This is a genomic window from Angelakisella massiliensis (genome assembly GCF_900104675.1).
Taxonomy (GTDB): Bacteria; Bacillota; Clostridia; order Oscillospirales; family Ruminococcaceae; genus Angelakisella; species Angelakisella massiliensis.
Genome location: NZ_LT629945.1, coordinates 355,690 through 370,361, shown reverse-complemented (window position 1 = coordinate 370,361; position 14,672 = coordinate 355,690). Strand labels below are relative to the sequence as shown.

Genomic DNA, 14,672 nt, shown 5'->3' with positions numbered 1-14,672 from the left:
AATCAGATGTCTAAGTGCTGCCTATACTGCCGGGTAGATGGAGCGTCTACGGAAAGCAACTGTCTCGCCATAAACCAGCAGCTCACCGCACTCCGAAGCCTCGCCGGCCAGCTTGGCTTTTCGATTTCCGCAGAGATGCTCCAATATGAGAGCGGCTTGGACGCAAACCGACAGAGCATTCGAACGCTGATCCGTGATGCACGACATGGAGTCTATGACCGGGTGCTGGTGATGAACGGCGACCGTCTGGCTCGTGACGCCGAAGGTTTGGCGGCGATTGGAGAAAAGTTGACCGCAGCAGGAGTTCGGGTCTATTGCCCAGATGGCGAAATTGATCTGGCCCCCGCATATTCTCATGGTTATTTCCGGGTGGCAACGATGGAACAGACCATGTGATTGGGAAAAGTTCCCGTCCCACCTCTCTTCCACGGCCAAAGAAAATGCGGTATAATAAAGGAACCACATACACCAGACCGGGAAAGTTGCTCATTCCGGCAGGAAGGAGATGTTGCCATGAGTTCATTAGAGGAAAAGAAAAGTGAGCTTGAGAGGGTCCTTGGGGTATTCCAGAACTACATTGAAGTCTCTGAATTGCTCGATGTGGTCTATTCGAAAAAGTTCGGGTATGTTCTGCTTGGCCTGCCTGCGGCGGATTCCATTGATGACTCCAATGTAACACGATTGGAAGATCCCGAAACATTGGTGAAAGAGATCTATCAGAATCTCGCATACGACTTTATGGAGCAGGAAGGGCACAGCGAGGATTACACGGAAGCAACCAATCTGGAAAAGCGAGCTATGCGGGAATGGATGAAAGAGTACACGGATCAGCTGCCGGAATACAACTACCTGCTGGACGAACTCCTTGGATGATGTGCCCGATGAAGCAGGCGCTTCTCTCAGTCAATCTTTCGGCATGGATAAAGCGGACATCTTTTTTGGTCGAACACTAAAATTGACCCTCGGGTGGAAAATCCGCAGCCATCGCAGCGAAAACGGCAAAAAAATAATGGGTGAAAACCCGCAAAGCCTTGAAAATCATGGATTTCCGCAAATATCTCAATTGGTCTTACACTCCATAAAACAGCTTCAGAAGCCGATTTATAGGTTTTGAAGCGCAAGGGTGAGAGAGTGGATGATCATAAAAGATGATCCGCTCTCTCATTTTTTTGTTTGTCCAAGGATTCTGATTTTTTCTTCTTGATTGCGTAAAAGATTCCCGTATACCACCTTTTTATACCCCGAGATCTTTCTTACGCAATCATCAGATTAGAAACTGTCCATCAACTTCTTTTTACGGGTATCTGATCCATGTGTGTATCTGAGCGTTGTCGATTTATCAGAGTGACCCACTATTTCTGAAATTGATGCGAGATCATCCGGATGTTTCTGGACCATTGCGGTAATGAAAGAGTGCCGGGTAGAATGAATTGTCACAGAATCAATCCCATTGGCTTTCAAATAACGCATATAAGCGTCCGAGAAAGTCTTGGGATCGTAAGGCCTAAGCAAAGGAGTAATCAGGAGAAAATTTTGAGCGCCATGATTCGGACATTGTGTAATGCTGTGTCCGAGAAGGCGTTCCTGATATGCTATCAGTCTACCGACGCACTCCTTCACCTGGACCCCGACGGGGAACTCCCGTCGTGAGGATTCAGTTTTTGTTGGGCCAAGATATAGCCCTGTTTTGGTTTTCTTTTTTGTCCAAAGATCAACACGCTCAAAATCTGGTGCCTGCTGACGGTTTGGGTGATCCATTCGGGCAAGAGATTTTTCCACTCTGAAATAACTGCACCCTGGGCCTATTTGCCCCAGCTGGAGGCCCAGTAGCTCTCCTCTGCGCATTCCAGTGCAAAGGAGTATAACAACAGCCCAGGCAATTGGGTCGTCTTCTGAGGCCATTCCAGCCCGAATCAGACGCTCTTGCTGTTCATCTGTAAACAAGGGAACAGATTGCGCCCTGTGAAATTTCAGTTCAATTTCACGTGCCGGGTTGCTCGCCAGCAGCCGACCAGGATTGACAGCATAGTTGAGCGCCTTGTTGAGCATATTGCGCATATCCACGAGGGTTTTGTGCGAGAGGCCGCCTTCTTTTCCGTCAATCCGTCCCGAACAGGCTTGCAGATTGAAGAAATCCTGCAGCATCAACGTGGTGATCTCCTGCAGTTTTTTATCTTCAAAAAAAGGGAGAAAATGGCCAATGATGTAGGACCGGTATTTTTTTGCAGTGTTAGGCCGCAAACTGGTCTTTTCGGCATGTTCCACCCAGCTGATTAAAAAACCGCAAAAAGTCTCACGATTTCGTCCAACATAGGTGCCATTGTCAATAGCAACCAGAACAGCCCTCAATTTCTTTTGAGCTTCCTCTTCTGTTGGAGCATACAGGCTTTCCCGATGACCTTCAAAACAGTACCGAGCTTCAAAAAATCCTTCCTTACGGAGACGGACACCGTTTCGGAACGGGCCATGACCGTATCGGTCCTTCTTTTCCCGGGGTTCTGTTGTAAGCCGGCCAGTGGGGAAACCAGCGGCTTTCAGAGCTGCATCAATAGCAGCATTGGAAAAGCAAAAGCTATTGTCGCTTGAGACTTTAACGATCGCCTCGTATTTTGCCACCGCTTCATCCCATGACACCGCCCCGATTCGATAAGGCTGCCCATACGCATGGATTACCAGTGTCCAGGCGCCTTCTTTTTTTGTGTGATTCGATGCGATGTAATTGCTGTGGGGACAGTTCGTTTGATGCCGCTGTCGAATCCATGTTCGATGAGATAGTTATGGAGCGACTCTTTTGTACTGCCAAAATCATCGGTGGACCATTGTAGAGCAGTCTGCAGCTTTGCGTTAGCTTCATCACGAGAGATGGCTTGAACGAACATACGCTGCCCATGATGTGAAAAACTCGCTTGCCAGACGCCATTTGCATAACGTCGGATATTTCCTGTTCCTCGCTTTCGAGGCTCTTTGGCCCCGGCATGGCTGTTTGAGCCGTGCATCATAATATTGTCCTCCTTTCACTTTGCGAGGACAAACAAAAAACCGCCTGGCAGATGATCTTGCTTTGCGGAAGTATTATACATCCTTCCGCATAGGACTTTCAAGATGATCATTGCTGAGGCGGGTCGCATACCAGCGTATAAACACGCTTTTAGGAACCACGAGAAATTTTGAATTTGGCAAATTGACTGTTGGCAGCTCACCGGAATGGAACAGTTTATAGGCCAACGATAAACTGATCCCCAAATATTTGGCTATATGTTTGGGCTGAAGAGTGGGGGGATAGTTTACCAGGTCTTTTTCAACCAGTTCCAGAGCTGCCTTGAAGTCAAGATCCTGCTCCTGCATTGGTATCGCCTCCCTTCACTTTTTTATGACAGTCAAAATTTGACTGTTGATTTCAAAAAGTTCATCCGCTCTTAGGCTGGTAACTTCAAGCGCATGATTTAGATTTTGACGCCAAGCTGCTCGCTCGGGTCCAAGTCCTACGAGTTCTGCCCGGCACAGTTGCTGAATTTGACGAAGAGCTTTATGGATCTCGCCAATCAGGTTCAAGGCCTGATTTCGGGTTAAAGATGAATCGTCAAAAAGCTGTTCTGTATTCGTTTTGACATCGTGAGTGATTTTGCGGATGGTTTCTTTCTTTTTCTTCTCTGTTCCGCAGAGCATTTCAGTTTGAATCAAAGTCTTTCTGAGATCCCGCCGGCGTAAAGCAAACTGATCGGCATACCCGTTTGCAGTTGCTGCTGAACGGATTATGATCCGCACCCTTGGCAGTTCTCCCTGAATAGACGATACGGCAAATTCCTCCTCACTTATGGCTATGAATGTTCCATTTCCGGCGTTTTTGATTCTGGCCAGAAAAGCAGCGAATTGACATTCATTACGTAAAATGCAGGTGCGTGAACAGCTCTGCACCTGGGCAAGACTCCGCAGCCGAGGTGGGAGAGAGGCAACGCGAAGTCTCATACTGAAACTGTCGGGGATCTGATGCCCATTTTTTCGAGCGTTTTCCAAGCGTTTCAGGCAAATATATGAAACATTTGGTTCTCGCAGAATGATTTTGGGCTTGCTTATCCCTTCAGCATTGAGCATGGTTTTCAGATCGCCGACATCTTTCAGCAGGTCACGTTTGGGACAAACCATAACGATTGCGGCATTTTGACCTTTAGTAAGATAGGCAGCAAATGCTCCTGTCACTGGATCATCAATGGAAGCAAAGGAATTTTTTGAAATTTGGGGGATAAGAAGACGTGCAGCATCCAGTCGTTTATTCAGATCTGTGGTTATGTCCGGTTTCTTTTTGGGCATAGCTTCTCCCCCTTTTTAGTCTAAAGCACAATAATGTGGCCGAGTTATCGGCCACACAGACTCTGCCTTAGACATACAGAGTCATAGTCAAATTAGATCGCCCCTCTCGCAACTTCACCGTTCTCCAGGCCGAGGGAACCTGGAAGACCATCCTTCTCGGTGGCCAGCCTATGCGTTTTCATGGCACCGGATACAGTGCCATCTGGCCTGTATCGCTGATGTCCCCGGCTATCATGCCGGGCTGCCCCATTGGTTTTACCCTGCCAGGCAGAAGTATCATTATTGCCCCTTCTGTTGTCGTCGCGCACTGCAGCAAGCCATTGCTGCAGCAACAGACCATATCGTGGAGGCTGTGAGCACATCTCGACATGAATTTCGCTGACTGCGCTTTGCCCGTTTAACAAGGTCTCACGGCCGCTGGTGAAGAATCTGTACTTGGACTTATCTGTGGTGGATTTATTAAGGCGAATTTGCATCGCTACAATTAAACCATCACGATTTCGGATCGGTACAAAGTAGCCAGGATCAGGACAATAGACACTCCATTCCTCGTGAACTTCACCTGTCTTTTCGTCAGTGGTACTGAGCTTGAAAAAACCCGGTACACCTTCCAGAGACAATCCTTGGCCAATCAGCTTTTGAGCGAGTTGAGTTCGCCCGAACATGGGGGTCGAGCGGAACTGCATCCGCTCGATCTCCTGGTCGGTCAGGCCCCGGTCATGAAGAGCGGCCCGATGTGCTGATGTCAGCTGCAGAAGCTGGAGAAAGCTGCTGTAAACAGCATGGCGCTGCTCCGGAGAGCTGATCTGCGGCTGCTGTGTTGTAGCAGCAGCTGTCTTGGCTTTGGCAACATTACGCATGAAATTGGGATTGCGGCGGTAAATGTGCAATGCCTCCATGATCTCTCGCATTCCACGACTCCGGTCTTCTTCTGAAGGGCGGTAGTAAATCGAATCAGACTTAGTTCGTGTAGACACCAATCGCGGATTATGGAAAAGGAGATACAGGTCAAGTTTATCGCCGCCTGCTGCGCATTTGGCACAGCGGCAAACGCCTCCATGACCCACTTTAACATTGACATTCAGCTTTTTCTTACCGCCGCAAATAGGGCAGTCAAAATACCCACTGGAGGATTTAATCCGAGTAGGGTCAAGGCCTACAAGGCCCATCACATCAAAAATGGAAAAATCATCAAACATCTCGGATTTTCTCCTCACTTTCGTTATCTTTCATATTTTCTTTGCTTCAGAATCAACAGCAACGCTGCATAGTTCGGGAAGTTGGCTCCATAGTACAGCATAGCTGCTTTTTCCAGGATCTGATCTATCTGCTGGGGGCATTCTTCAAACAGCTGCCGGTATGTTTTGTTGGCGAAAGAACCAGACGGGGCAGGATACTTGACATCCATCAACAGATCTTTGTGACTATCGAGGAAATCAATTGCCCACTGAAGGTCACGGTTGCGCATCTTGGTAACTCGCTTCCCTTCATTGATGAAGCATGCTTCGGGGTCCTGATTCTGTTCACCGAAAAATTCGGGGTCGAGGATCGGATCGGGAGAGTCGCACTGCAGTGCGAGCTGTACATAGTCCTTAATCTGCTCTTCCGGGGACTTTTCCTGCGGCGTTGTTTCCGGTGCGCTCATCGCATCAGAATCAGCAGTATTCAGTTCGAAAAGGCTGCCCTGGACAGCTGTGTCAGCTTCTGTTTCCAGCATCGCTCCAGGCATCTCAGTCTCCGGTTCAGCGATGGTTGACTGATCCGGAAGCTGTGCGGCTTCCAGCTCTTCCACAAGCTGCAGAGGCATTACGTTGATGTTTTTGGAATTAAGACTCTGCTGCTCACAAGCTCGAGTAATAGCCCCAGAAAGGTCAAGGCCAGCGTCCTCCAGAACTCCACCGTCCAACTGCTTTTTGGATTCCACATCGTAAACAGTGTAATCCCAGCCAGTTTCAGTGCGCTGGATATAGAGATACTTACCATCGACCTTCATCAGACAGCCATCATTTTTCAGAGCTGCATTGTTCTCCGCTACTTCGGCTGTGGCTTCTTTTCCCTTCACTTTCCGGGTTCTGCGATGAGAACTGGTGGTAGCCGGCTGAATATCAGTTGTTGGCTCATCTTCTTTCTGCTCATTAACAGGTTCCAGATCATGGATGTCGATGATGCAAGATGTAGCATTGGCATCCAGCTTCATATCCTTTCCAGATACTGTACCGGGTGTTGCCACTGCTTCCGATTCAGCAGAAGACGGTTCAGCTTTTTCGGCAGAGGGCTGGATACTGGAAGTGGAGCTGGAGGGAGCATCCTCATCAATGTAATCCAGATCCAACTGACATCCGAATCCGGCATATCTCAATGCCCGGGAAACAGCTCGGCTTTCAGCAGTTTCAATCAGCCAGTATTCGCCGTTGTTTCCATTGCTTTCTACCAAAGCGTTTGCGCTTCCGTATGCATTGGAGATCGGCTTTCCATTAACCAAAATATCAGCGCGAACAACCGCCTGCATATCGGTACTTGAAACAATATCTGTGCTGATTGTTCCCTCTTCACCATGCCGCAGTTTGAACCATGAAATCTGTGCCATAACAGGCAGGAATCTTTTAACCGGCTCATCGGGTGAAACAGGTCTGTTCTCCTTGACCAGTGCAGCAATATCAATCGGAACCTCGTTGATAGACTTCAGGCCGATGCAGCTGCCACGATAAAGATTCCGCTGCTCACGTGTTTCGTTGTTTGTCATAATTTTTCTCCTTTCAAATTAGATGTTTAGATGTTTTTATATTTCGAAAAGCTACCCAGACAGGCTGCTTTTCCGGCAAAATGAAAAAAAGGCACAACTGCGCCATTTGGGCGCAATCGTGCCTTTTAGTTTGAAATCTGGCTTCTGGAACTCCAGAGCCTCACATTACTGTCACAGGGACAGCAGAAAAACAACTTGGTTACTTTAAGTTTAGTGAATATAGTGTATCGTGTCAAGCAAAAAAGAAGTTGCATGATAAACTCATGCAACTTCTTTTTCTTGACAGTATCGACGGATTTCGTTATACTGGGGATGTCGATGCAGGTCACCACACCTCATCGACTGATACATTTCACAACCACTGAAATGTACCCATTAAATGAAAGAAACATTGGCGTGTTTCCTTCATCTTTCATTTCTTATTTTACGCAAAATACGATAATTTGTCAACTTTTTGAGGCGCTGAATATAGCGTGTTCCTCGTAAATTTTTCGTTAAATCCTCCAATTTGGCAAAAAATTCGAAAGTAGAATAGGGACGATGGGTTGCTTTAAGGCAGTGAAGTGTATCTTCACTGCCTTTTTTTGTTGCTATTCCGGTCAATTTGGCCAGAAATAGATCGGCAGCAAAAAAATAGCCCGAAAGGGATCTGCCAACGCTAAAGCCATTTTTCGAAAAGAGAAAAGGCCTTTGGCTTTATTAAATGCACCCTTTTTTAAGAACGGAGTGATTTTATGCTTATTTCAGCCAGCACCAATACCCACTATGCCTTCAATCAGGCCCCGACTTTTATCATGAGCAAATATTATGCCAAAAGGCTCAGCCCTCTGGCCAGGTTGCTTTATATCCTGCTTTACAACAAAATGTTCCTGAGCTTGAAAAACGGCTGGACAGACAAAACAGGAGCCGTGTACGTCCGGATGTCCAGAGCGGATATGGCAGATGAGCTGGGTGTGAGCAAGCCTACAATCAGTGCTGCCTTCAATTCTTTGGTGAAGTGTGGCCTTCTCTGTGAAAAGCAGTTCTCCGGTCAGGTTTCCTCCATCTTCTTTTGTGAACCTCCAAAGGAAACCATAACGATGCGCCGCTGTGCTGCGCACCAGTCGGTCCAGACTCCCGCATCGCATCCGGAAGTATCCAAGCCTGAGCAGAAGCAGGAAAAAATCTTTACCACCTCTGCGGCTAAACCGGTAATGAACCTTGACCATACCGAGAAAGATTCTTTGCCTGCATATATAGGTATTAGTCAGATGGATTATAACCAGAATAATTCTATCTATCAGTCAGATATAAACCATACAGAGATGGATGGAAAGAATTTTTACGAGGAAAAGATCTCCGCTCTGGAAGAACAGATTGATGCCTGCAATAAGGGGGACTTTACCAAAATGGAATACCTTCTCCAGCAGAAGAAGTTCTACCAGCGGCTCTCTGAGGACTTTACTGCCAAAACGGTGCTGCAGGTAGAGGAGCTGGTACGGGATCAGATCGAATACGAGGAGCTGGCAGACGGGGGAGATGTAGATCTGGATCTGGTAGACAATATCGTTTCCCTGATTGCAGAGAGCTTGAAAAAACCATCTGCCAGCCAGTCTGTCCGGGAGCGTCTGCTTGCAGTTACCCAGATTCATGTTGTGGGGATCGTCAATTCAGTGCTGGCATACCGCAAGCCCATCCGGAATTTCCGCAGTTTCCTGATGAAGTGTATTATCAATTCAGTTTCTACCTACTCCGCCTATCTCCATCCGTGTATCGGTGAGCAGAGTTCAGATCTGGAAGGGTGGGCAGTTTCTGGCTCTCTTCTTTCGCAGATTGCGGATAATCCCAGGCTCTCTTTCGTGATGTAGAATCAGGCTGCTTTCAGGGATAAAAAAAAGACCGCCGAAGCGGTCTTTTTGAGGGGCAAGCGGCTACTGAATGAGCCGCATCTTACACTTGCTGCAGACAATTCGCAAATGACCATTATACGGAACCTGCCACCATTCGACCAGTCCGCCGCAAAGGGGACAGGTGAATGTCCTGTCCCCTTTGCTTTTGGCAGCCTGACATGCTTCCAACATGGCCAGGATATCGGAAATTTGATTGCTTTGACTATCTTCCACTCTTTCCTTCAAATATGCCTCATAGTAGGCGTATTCGTCAGCGAGTTCGTCAGGGTCCATGAAACTGTAGAGTGTTTCATATACTTCGTCAGCAAGGCCTTTTGGGGTCATAGATGCAAGGTATTCATCGGGAGATCGTTCAGCTGCAGCCAAATCGCTGAGACAGAACCAGTGCTCCCCAATTTGGCAAACTGTTCCCATGCAAGCATTGGGATCGGGTACAAACTGGATAATACCTTCCTCGATCCCATTTGTAATCAGTTCTTTGGTAATCATTTCATTCTCCTGGATTAACAAATGCTTTTTGATTGCGTAAAATACATGCTGTCACACGGTCCAGAATGATTCCTCTGTCCCGTACCGGATAATACTCCAACAATGGCTGTGCCAGCTCTTGAATAGCAGCAGCGTTCCATTTTGGAATCACCAACTGCTTTCCATACAGGCTGCGCGCCGCGTTCACTTGACGCATAAAGGTCGTCTGAAATGGCCTTGCACGCAGCGAGGGAATCAGCCCTTCAGGGGCGATATCCATAGGGGAATACAGTATGTTGGATAACAGCCCGGCGCCGTTATCAAAGATAGGGCAGTAATGGAATTGCCCCTTTTGCTCGATCACAGCGATATTGTTCAGGTGCCGGTCATCATTACAGACAAGTGCATCAATTTCAAAAAGCATAGTAAGGTACTGTGGAAATTGATGCAATCCTGTATATTCCACCGTAGCATCAGCCAGATAGGCGATCCTCTTTTTATCACTGGATAATTGGGACAATTTTTGACTGAGAGGCATCCCGAGATAGTTACTGAGCAGCCGGTTGATTGTGACCAGGGACTGCCCAGGCAAAAGAAAATTCGCACTGACACAGCCGGTACGCTCGTGGCCATGGGCATATAATCGTTCCATCCGATACCGCACGAACTTAAAAGGGGTGTTCAGTTCAATGTTGCTCTCTTCCAGCAGAAGGGAGGCCATTGTTTCAGCTAAGGCCTCATAGCCGAATTGATCCAGCTTGTACCAACAGTTGTTTTTTGAATCCAACCATTTTTCTTGATTGCCTTTGCTGGATGTTTCTGCAATTTTCTCGTTTGAGACCAGGCGGATACTCATTTGAATTGTACCTCCAACCATTGTTGATCTTCAGCCATACGACCACCGGTTTTGAGAATAATGCTCAGTGGATCATACTCATCCACACCTAAAGTTTCCAGATACTCTCGCAAGCCAGCTCGCTCTTTCGGAATGCAGCGCTCCTGCAAAAAAGCCTGAAAATCCTCCCAAACTGGAAGGGTGTTTTTTCCAAAGGCAGTTTTGACAAGGTTATCTGTATAATTTTGACACACCAGTGTCTTATCTGAAAAGTCCGCCATAATTTCCGTACACAGAATATCCCCATCAAAAAAACGCAGCTGGCACAGAGTGTGTTTCAGCGCATGTTTTTTTTGGAAAAATGATTCGATAGTCTGCCGGCGTATAATCAGAATTTGACCCCCGTCAAACAGCAGCTCCACTTCTCGCTGGTCAGAATCCAGCTGCATGGCCTCAATCCATGAGGTAGGAAGCGTGACTTTATAGGTCTTTCCGCCGCGTCCTGCGGTTCCTCCAGATGCGCTTATATTGAGTTTTGCCATTCGCCTTTCCATATAGATCACTCCCAATCATATTATATGAAATTCGGTGCGAATATTCAATATTCGCACCGAATTGATTCATATACTGTAATGCTTCCTGAGAGCGGAAATACGATTAGTTTCCATTCTCCACTGTTTGATAATCAATGTCGATTACCTTATCTGTCAGGATATCCACATACTTTGCAAAGAGGTCGTTCAAGTATTCTTCTGTGACCAGCTTTTCCTGCTCTGTCATCCGCCAAGGATACTGCGGCGTGAAAATGAGAAAATGCTCATTATCGTAATTGTCACACGCCACAAAATTCAGGCCTTCCGTCTCCTCCATTACATATTTCAGAATGGAGGCCAGGCCAAGGAAAGCAAAGTCAAGATCAGCGTTCTGCATCGCATCGCAATAATCCATCAGCTCAGGATCCGAAATCTGCATTTCATTGAGCTGTTCCTGGAGCCGAGTCTTAAAGACAGGAGCCAGGTCAATCAGCGATTTGATCCGTTCCTTGGGAACATCGCCGATCTCATCGACCTTAATGCCATACCCATAAAAATGCCATGTTACGAAACTCATTGATTATACCTCCTCACAATAAAAGCCTGTTCGTTTCAAAAGTGCCTGGGCCTCATGATTAAATGGATTGAATCCCGGGCCAGCAGCTGCAATAGCGCCAGCAGCGATCTGGTTGATTCTTTTAGCCAAGGCATCCCGTTCTGTTTTGATGGAACACATAGAACTAACTAAGTTCAGAGACAGGAAGTAATCGTTTTTAATGTCTGTGTACATCTGATTAAGTTCATCGAATGTAAAATCGCTTGGGTGGTTGCTTCCCTCAAGATAAAGAAAAATGAGTTCTTTCAAGCTCTCATTAAAATCAATACCCAAATGCTTGGCCAAATGAATAACCTGCTCTCCATCAATATAAGGATAAGCTGCGTAAGCTGGACAAAAGCCGTCTTTGCCCAATATTCTCTCCCGTTCTTCGGGAGAAAAATCATAGGCAAAAGTGTACGCTTCTTTTTCATTTGCAAACCCATGGAGCTTGATCTCATCACCACACTGCAAAGCTGAGTGTATAATTTCATTCCGCCGTTCAGCTGATTGGGTAACGACATGGGCTATTTCGTTGTTACACCAGTTACAATGCTGTATTAACATACCGTAAAACATGCTTATACCTCCTGCGTTTTTTTCTCGTTAACTGCCAGACACAGCTGCCTCAGATAATCCCAGATCACCTGTGAAGCTCCGGCATGGTTTATCTTTTGGTATCGAAGATTGGCAACATTTCCGTCGATGAAGGAAATGCTGACCAGCTTGCTGCTGATCCAGCCTTTGGTGCGAGCCGGCAGAGCGATGCCATATTTCTCAAAAAGGCGGTTAACAACACAAAGCGTCTGACAGCTATCCGTTTTTTCACAATAGGTGGTCAGTTCAGTGTTTCTCAAAACGCCGCCTTCCTGAATGGTTTTCATCGCATATTCCAGAGCTGCATCGGCTTTTTTGTTCATCTCACGATACATTTTCAGATCTTCTGCGTGTCTTCTCTCCATTTCCTCGTGTTCGATGATTTTAAGCCGTTCTCGATGCTTCTGCGAGAGGACAACACATTCATCCAATTCATTCAGCGCCAAAGCGCCGATGAAATCCGGGTGAGAGGCACCATCATTTTTCTTGGCTTTCTCATAGATTTCAATGTGAACCTCCAAATAGCCTTTGACATAATCAGCCTGAAGCGCAGGATCGGCACCAATGCGGTTAATCTCCTCATTTTCTTTGGCAACTGCCGCTGCCACCAGAGAATTGGCATCTGGATTATTCCGAAGATCATGGAAAAACTGTTCCCGATCTTCCGGAGAACCATACAGATTTTTCATTGCTTCGGGGTATCCGCATCTGTCGATCAGACGAAATTCAGTCAGTCCCAGAGGCGCCAGAAATCCCCCAATCTCGATATACAATAAATAACGATCATTGTTTGTACTGGGGTATTCGACTTCCGGTTTTCCGGCCGACCTCCAAAGCTGATATGTATCAGTGCCATTGGAGATCTCCCGGTCCAGTATGGAGCGCATCCGTGTACCGGCGCGGTTATAATTTCCATTGACAAAAAGGGGTTTTTTGAGTTTTACAGTATCCATATTACATATTCTCCTTAAACTTCTTGAGAAATTGAGAAATGAATCCATCCAGAACCGCAGAGTGACTTGTCACAGCATAGGTGAGGCGTGTTTCTTCCGCATCAATCATCGGAACAGGCGAGAGTACCTGCCGATTTTTTCCGGAAAAACGGCCATCCTATGACTTCAGCTGGACAGTATTGGCCAGAATGTAAAAAACCCGCTCAGAGCCAAATTCCTGAACCACCTCAGTAACGGCAGCTTCATCCAGATGCATTCCATCGAAATGCTTGCGGATCGCTCTCTCAATTGCTTCTTTGCAGGACTGGTTAGCACGCAGGGAAGTGCGATATGCGTCCAGCTGCCCATGTTCTTCTGCAAATTTTCGGCTGTGGTAATAGAAGGGGGTTATCATATTTTTTGACATTTTTCATTCTCCTTTGAAAAAGGCAACTGCTCAGTTCAAGCGGTTGCCTTTAATTGATTATTCGGTTCGAATACAAGTTTTCCATCGACCAGTTTCGCATCGTAATCGCTGATAGACTGGAGGATACTGTACGCTTTGTGCAGCTGCTGCAGGTCGAAATACCCGAAGTGGCAGTCTGCCAACGGGATTCCCATTTGGCGAGAAAGCCAGGCATACAGTTTAGACCGCAGCTTCCGGCTTTGATCCTTGCCTTTCCAGAGCCGGTCAAACAACTCGTGACACTGGACCTTACCTTTACGCATAGGGGCGTTAGCAAGCAGTCCCAGGGCCTCATCAGGACGTGGTATATGCGTTCCGACGTGTGCTCCGCACTGCAGGCAAAGATAGCACCGGCCGCTGCCATACTCCTTTCCCTGATAAATTCTCGCATTGCTCGTAAAAATCACCTCACCGCCGCACAGATGGCATCGGGTGGGGTGCAGATCAATGCTGGGCATTCTTGATTTCTTTTCCAAAGCGAAGCCTCCATTTCATGCCCAGCGCCGCGCCTGCTCGTCCTTCTCGGAGCGGACAGAGCGGCTGGGAAAGTTGGGGCAGGCGTGTCGGTAGAAACCAATCAGCCCATCGGGAGTCTCCCGGCCGCGGCGGGCATTGCCTTCCATATCAATGAAGACATGCTGCCCATTGGGGTCGGGAACAAAGCTGATACAGCGGGTTTCGCAAGGAACCGCTTTGACTGTACCTTTTCTGCGAATCCAGCGGATCTCTTTGCCACAAAAGACGCAGTATGTGTGTTTTTTCTTTTTCATCGTTTTTTCTCCTTTCAGATGTTTTTATATTTCGAAAAGCTGCCCGGGCAGGCCGCTTTTCCGGCAAAATGAAAAAAAGGCACAACTACGCCTTTTGGGCGCAGTCATGCCTTTGGTTTGAAATCCGGCTCCCAGGTTCCTGGGGCCTCACATTACTGCCATGGAAGCAGTGAAAAACAACTTGGTTACTTATAGTTTACCGTTTATCATGTATCGGGTCAATGCTTTTTTCTAAATTACTGCCCACGCCAATACTTCCCAGGGCGCATCTTTTCCAAACCAACACCATTGCCGCACAATGGATCTGCTGTGGCCGGATTTTACAAACTGCAGCGGCAAGATGAGGCCATCATTGGTCAGGCAAGCGAAATAGGATAAAACCGCTTTGTCTCCGAATACTTGGTCCGGATAAAGCTCTCGGTTCCAGTTCAATTTATGGAAAAGCTGCTGGCCTTCCTGCCGTTCATCCCGGATGATACCATTCTGCACAAGCTCAATATCGGTCAAAGCTATTCTCCTTTCCGCTTTATTTAAGG

The 14,672-nt window shown here is 47.1% G+C and carries 20 protein-coding genes; 4 read left to right on the top strand and 16 right to left on the bottom strand.

Annotation, left to right across the window (positions count from 1 at the left end; all coding sequences use genetic code 11):
* Positions 1–6: 6 nt before the first annotated feature.
* The 3 genes from BQ5383_RS06930 to BQ5383_RS20675 all read left to right on the top strand — a co-directional run bounded on the left by BQ5383_RS06930 (position 7) and on the right by BQ5383_RS20675 (position 1,114).
* On the top strand, positions 7–396 hold the full coding sequence (locus BQ5383_RS06930; RefSeq protein ID WP_071430640.1) for a recombinase family protein: 390 nt from the start codon (positions 7–9) through the stop codon (positions 394–396).
* 117 nt (positions 397–513) lie between these two features.
* Positions 514–873 (top strand): hypothetical protein, encoded by a 360-nt coding sequence (locus BQ5383_RS06925; protein ID WP_071430638.1) that lies wholly within the window; start codon positions 514–516, stop codon positions 871–873.
* Positions 866–1,114 (top strand): hypothetical protein, encoded by a 249-nt coding sequence (locus tag BQ5383_RS20675; RefSeq protein ID WP_139193379.1) that lies wholly within the window; start codon positions 866–868, stop codon positions 1,112–1,114. Before BQ5383_RS06925 ends, BQ5383_RS20675 begins: the two co-directional genes overlap by 8 nt.
* A gap of 155 nt (positions 1,115–1,269) precedes the next feature.
* Here the strand turns inward: BQ5383_RS20675 and BQ5383_RS06920 are convergent, their stop codons facing one another.
* From BQ5383_RS06920 to BQ5383_RS06895, 6 genes are all read right to left on the bottom strand, one after another.
* The gene (locus tag BQ5383_RS06920) at positions 1,270–2,616 is read right to left on the bottom strand and encodes a tyrosine-type recombinase/integrase (protein WP_071430636.1); all 1,347 of its coding nucleotides are present in this window, start codon (positions 2,614–2,616) and stop codon (positions 1,270–1,272) included.
* Positions 2,617–2,669: 53 nt separating this feature from the next.
* A complete protein-coding gene (locus BQ5383_RS06915) occupies positions 2,670–2,999 on the bottom strand; it encodes a hypothetical protein (protein WP_071430634.1) in 330 nt (109 codons plus the stop codon).
* 73 nt (positions 3,000–3,072) lie between these two features.
* Positions 3,073–3,345: a helix-turn-helix domain-containing protein gene (locus BQ5383_RS06910; protein ID WP_071430632.1), complete on the bottom strand. Its 273-nt coding sequence runs from the start codon at positions 3,343–3,345 to the stop codon at positions 3,073–3,075.
* Positions 3,346–3,360: 15 nt separating this feature from the next.
* A complete protein-coding gene (locus BQ5383_RS06905) occupies positions 3,361–4,308 on the bottom strand; it encodes a hypothetical protein (protein WP_071430630.1) in 948 nt (315 codons plus the stop codon).
* A 92-nt stretch (positions 4,309–4,400) separates the two neighbouring features.
* Positions 4,401–5,507, bottom strand: coding sequence for a hypothetical protein (locus tag BQ5383_RS06900; protein ID WP_071430628.1), 1,107 nt, complete (start codon positions 5,505–5,507; stop codon positions 4,401–4,403).
* Between the two features lie 23 nt (positions 5,508–5,530).
* Complete coding sequence (locus BQ5383_RS06895; protein ID WP_071430626.1) at positions 5,531–7,051, bottom strand: LPD16 domain-containing protein; 1,521 nt, start codon at positions 7,049–7,051, stop codon at positions 5,531–5,533.
* Between the two features lie 734 nt (positions 7,052–7,785).
* Between BQ5383_RS06895 and BQ5383_RS06890 the strand changes: the two genes are divergently transcribed.
* A complete protein-coding gene (locus BQ5383_RS06890) occupies positions 7,786–8,898 on the top strand; it encodes a replication initiator protein A (RefSeq protein ID WP_071430624.1) in 1,113 nt (370 codons plus the stop codon).
* 63 nt (positions 8,899–8,961) lie between these two features.
* Here BQ5383_RS06890 and BQ5383_RS06885 read toward each other — a convergent pair whose 3' ends face one another.
* The 10 genes from BQ5383_RS06885 to BQ5383_RS06840 all read right to left on the bottom strand — a co-directional run bounded on the left by BQ5383_RS06885 (position 8,962) and on the right by BQ5383_RS06840 (position 14,643).
* Positions 8,962–9,429 (bottom strand): hypothetical protein, encoded by a 468-nt coding sequence (locus BQ5383_RS06885; protein ID WP_071430622.1) that lies wholly within the window; start codon positions 9,427–9,429, stop codon positions 8,962–8,964.
* A gap of 1 nt (position 9,430) precedes the next feature.
* Positions 9,431–10,264: a hypothetical protein gene (locus BQ5383_RS06880; protein WP_071430620.1), complete on the bottom strand. Its 834-nt coding sequence runs from the start codon at positions 10,262–10,264 to the stop codon at positions 9,431–9,433.
* Entirely contained in the window at positions 10,261–10,797 is a 537-nt protein-coding gene (locus tag BQ5383_RS06875; protein WP_139193378.1) for an AbrB/MazE/SpoVT family DNA-binding domain-containing protein, read from the bottom strand. Before BQ5383_RS06875 ends, BQ5383_RS06880 begins: the two co-directional genes overlap by 4 nt.
* 103 nt (positions 10,798–10,900) lie before the next feature.
* Positions 10,901–11,353: a hypothetical protein gene (locus BQ5383_RS06870; RefSeq protein WP_071430616.1), complete on the bottom strand. Its 453-nt coding sequence runs from the start codon at positions 11,351–11,353 to the stop codon at positions 10,901–10,903.
* A 3-nt stretch (positions 11,354–11,356) separates the two neighbouring features.
* Positions 11,357–11,950 (bottom strand): hypothetical protein, encoded by a 594-nt coding sequence (locus BQ5383_RS06865; RefSeq protein WP_071430614.1) that lies wholly within the window; start codon positions 11,948–11,950, stop codon positions 11,357–11,359.
* A gap of 2 nt (positions 11,951–11,952) precedes the next feature.
* A complete protein-coding gene (locus BQ5383_RS06860; protein WP_071430612.1) occupies positions 11,953–12,921 on the bottom strand; it encodes a hypothetical protein in 969 nt (322 codons plus the stop codon).
* Between the two features lie 157 nt (positions 12,922–13,078).
* Positions 13,079–13,327: a DUF3849 domain-containing protein gene (locus tag BQ5383_RS22065; RefSeq protein ID WP_071430610.1), complete on the bottom strand. Its 249-nt coding sequence runs from the start codon at positions 13,325–13,327 to the stop codon at positions 13,079–13,081.
* Between the two features lie 35 nt (positions 13,328–13,362).
* Positions 13,363–13,842 (bottom strand): zinc-finger-containing protein, encoded by a 480-nt coding sequence (locus BQ5383_RS06850; RefSeq protein WP_071430608.1) that lies wholly within the window; start codon positions 13,840–13,842, stop codon positions 13,363–13,365.
* Positions 13,843–13,857: 15 nt separating this feature from the next.
* Positions 13,858–14,136, bottom strand: a complete 279-nt coding sequence (locus tag BQ5383_RS06845; protein ID WP_071430606.1) for a hypothetical protein — start codon at positions 14,134–14,136, stop codon at positions 13,858–13,860.
* Between the two features lie 231 nt (positions 14,137–14,367).
* On the bottom strand, positions 14,368–14,643 hold the full coding sequence (locus tag BQ5383_RS06840; RefSeq protein ID WP_071430604.1) for a hypothetical protein: 276 nt from the start codon (positions 14,641–14,643) through the stop codon (positions 14,368–14,370).
* Positions 14,644–14,672 lie beyond the last annotated feature (29 nt).

Coding starts and splice junctions, on each gene's coding strand:
- BQ5383_RS06930 (WP_071430640.1), top strand. CDS start 7: ATGTCTAAGTGCTGCCTATACTGCCGGGTAGATGGAGCGTCTACGGAA.
- BQ5383_RS06925 (WP_071430638.1), top strand. CDS start 514: ATGAGTTCATTAGAGGAAAAGAAAAGTGAGCTTGAGAGGGTCCTTGGG.
- BQ5383_RS06915 (WP_071430634.1), bottom strand. CDS start 2,999: ATGATGCACGGCTCAAACAGCCATGCCGGGGCCAAAGAGCCTCGAAAG.
- BQ5383_RS06910 (WP_071430632.1), bottom strand. CDS start 3,345: ATGCAGGAGCAGGATCTTGACTTCAAGGCAGCTCTGGAACTGGTTGAA.
- BQ5383_RS06905 (WP_071430630.1), bottom strand. CDS start 4,308: ATGCCCAAAAAGAAACCGGACATAACCACAGATCTGAATAAACGACTG.
- BQ5383_RS06900 (WP_071430628.1), bottom strand. CDS start 5,507: ATGTTTGATGATTTTTCCATTTTTGATGTGATGGGCCTTGTAGGCCTT.
- BQ5383_RS06895 (WP_071430626.1), bottom strand. CDS start 7,051: ATGACAAACAACGAAACACGTGAGCAGCGGAATCTTTATCGTGGCAGC.
- BQ5383_RS06890 (WP_071430624.1), top strand. CDS start 7,786: ATGCTTATTTCAGCCAGCACCAATACCCACTATGCCTTCAATCAGGCC.
- BQ5383_RS06885 (WP_071430622.1), bottom strand. CDS start 9,429: ATGATTACCAAAGAACTGATTACAAATGGGATCGAGGAAGGTATTATC.
- BQ5383_RS06880 (WP_071430620.1), bottom strand. CDS start 10,264: ATGAGTATCCGCCTGGTCTCAAACGAGAAAATTGCAGAAACATCCAGC.
- BQ5383_RS06875 (WP_139193378.1), bottom strand. CDS start 10,797: ATGGAAAGGCGAATGGCAAAACTCAATATAAGCGCATCTGGAGGAACC.
- BQ5383_RS06870 (WP_071430616.1), bottom strand. CDS start 11,353: ATGAGTTTCGTAACATGGCATTTTTATGGGTATGGCATTAAGGTCGAT.
- BQ5383_RS06865 (WP_071430614.1), bottom strand. CDS start 11,950: ATGTTTTACGGTATGTTAATACAGCATTGTAACTGGTGTAACAACGAA.
- BQ5383_RS06860 (WP_071430612.1), bottom strand. CDS start 12,921: ATGGATACTGTAAAACTCAAAAAACCCCTTTTTGTCAATGGAAATTAT.
- BQ5383_RS22065 (WP_071430610.1), bottom strand. CDS start 13,327: ATGTCAAAAAATATGATAACCCCCTTCTATTACCACAGCCGAAAATTT.
- BQ5383_RS06845 (WP_071430606.1), bottom strand. CDS start 14,136: ATGAAAAAGAAAAAACACACATACTGCGTCTTTTGTGGCAAAGAGATC.